The organism is Sporosarcina sp. NCCP-2331, from assembly GCF_023707945.1.
GTDB classification, from domain to species: Bacteria; Bacillota; Bacilli; order Bacillales_A; family Planococcaceae; genus Sporosarcina; species Sporosarcina cascadiensis.
In genome coordinates, this window is record NZ_BRCD01000066.1 from 1 (window position 1) to 2,004 (window position 2,004).

A 2,004-nucleotide genomic window follows, 5' to 3' on the forward strand; every position below is an offset into this window, starting at 1 on the left:
TCCTCCTCGTATATTAGTAGTAAGAGCTCTTTCCGATAGAATTTCCAGTTGATCCGGACAGCTGGAGGATCTGTTGGAATTCCTATAGGAGATGGTTGCCTTTTGGCTTCCTCACCCCTTTATGTTTTACCTGTTTGACCCCTGTTTTACTGAGGAGGCTAATTGGATAAATCACCAGTTATATGTTGTTCAAAATAAAACTTGCTTACAGGTGCTTACCTGCTTATTTGGATTGCCTAATTTCATATAGTTTGGACGGAGGATGGAGGAGGCTCCATTTCAGTACTTCGTCCTTTTTTATTTCAGCTTTTATTTCTCTCAGACCGTGCCCGTGAGACAATGGAACGGACAAGATTGACGCAGGAAATAGCTTTTCCTCCTTGCGGACACTTCGGTGTACTGCTTAATTAGCCTGCTACCCATCGTTCATTATTGAAGGTCTAACCACTGGCTGCGACGTGGGTGAAGAAGAGAGTGTAGCGCTCATTTTGGTCTTCTTCCCTTTGATTGCTAATAACGAGGCAGACATCGATGATTCGACTGGGCACCCAGGTCTGAGACAATCTTGATTAACTACCACCTGAGGAGGTGATTGGCATGTCACAAATGCTAGTCGGTATCGACGTGAGTTTACGCTCCCATCATGTCCATTTCATGCATGGCGAGGGGCACACACTAGCTGATTTTTCTGTTTCCAATGATACAGAAGGTGCGAATACCTTACTTCAAAAGCTTTTAAAAACAGCGGAAAAAAGTCAGTGTGACCATATTAGAATTGGGCTTGAAGCCACAGATCAATATAGTTGGCATATTGCGCATTATTTAAAAAGTGAATTACAAGGGTATGAACCTACCTTTCAAAGCGCGGTCTATATGCTGAATGCACGCAAGGTATCTCGCTTTAAAAAGGGCTACGATACGTTACCGAAAAACGACCGAATTGATGCCTGGGTAATTGCGGATCATTTACGCTTTGGACGTCTGCCACATGAAATGCAAGAAACCCTACAGTATGATGCGCTGCGCCGTTTAACACGAACACGGTTTCATCTTATGCATGAAATTGCACGCAATAAAACGTACATGATGAATCAAGTGTTTTTAAAGTTTAGCGGCTTACGCCAAGATAACCCTTTCTCCAACACATTTGGTGCGACAAGCGTCGCTGTGATGGAAGAATTAGATCCTGAAACGATTGCAGAAATGCCAGTCGAGGAACTCATAGAGTTCTTACAGGAGAAAGGCAAAAACCGTTTTGCCGAACCTGAAGAGATTGCGAAATATCTTCAAAAGCTCGCACGCAATTCTTATCGATTGGACAAGATGATGGCTGATCCAATCAATCTTTCGCTGTCCGTAGTTTTAAGCACGATACGACATATGGAAAGCCAAGTGAAACGTCTTGACCAAGAAATTGACCGGATGATGAAAGGCATTACACAAACCTTAACGTCTGTAAAAGGCATCGGACCCGTGTATGCGGCCGGCCTACTCGCTGAAATTGGTGATATTAAGCGTTTTAACGATCATCATGCATTAGCGAAATATGCAGGGCTCGTTTGGACGCAGTATCAGTCGGGCGAATTTGAAGCTGAAAATACCAGTCGAATGAGAACGGGCAATAAGTATTTACGTTACTATCTTGTTCAAGCTGCAGACGCCATACGCAAGTACGACACTGAATATAAAGCTTTTTATCAAAAGAAATACAATGAAGTCACTAAGCATCAACACAAACGTGCTCTCGTCCTAACCGCTAGAAAACTTGTACGCCTCGTGCATTCGCTACTACGCACGAATCAGCTATACATACCACCAGAAAGGCGAGGATAAAATTCCTCACTCACATCCTTTCTTGAACATCGCCTTCCATTTTCTTCTTTTTTTAAAGCGTGAAAATGAGAGGTTTATTTGGTATACCTGAAAATCAGGGATTTTGGAATCTGATCCGATTAAATTTCCAATTCACGCGATTTTTGTGCTTGACATATTACCACTGTGCTA

At 42.7% G+C, this 2,004-nt stretch carries 1 protein-coding gene; it reads left to right on the forward strand.

Features of this window, described 5'->3' with window-relative positions:
* The first annotated feature begins 597 nt into the window (after positions 1-597).
* Positions 598-1,833, forward strand: coding sequence for an IS110 family RNA-guided transposase (locus NCCP2331_RS18155; protein ID WP_251672108.1), 1,236 nt, complete (start codon positions 598-600; stop codon positions 1,831-1,833).
* The last annotated feature ends 171 nt before the right edge of the window (positions 1,834-2,004 follow it).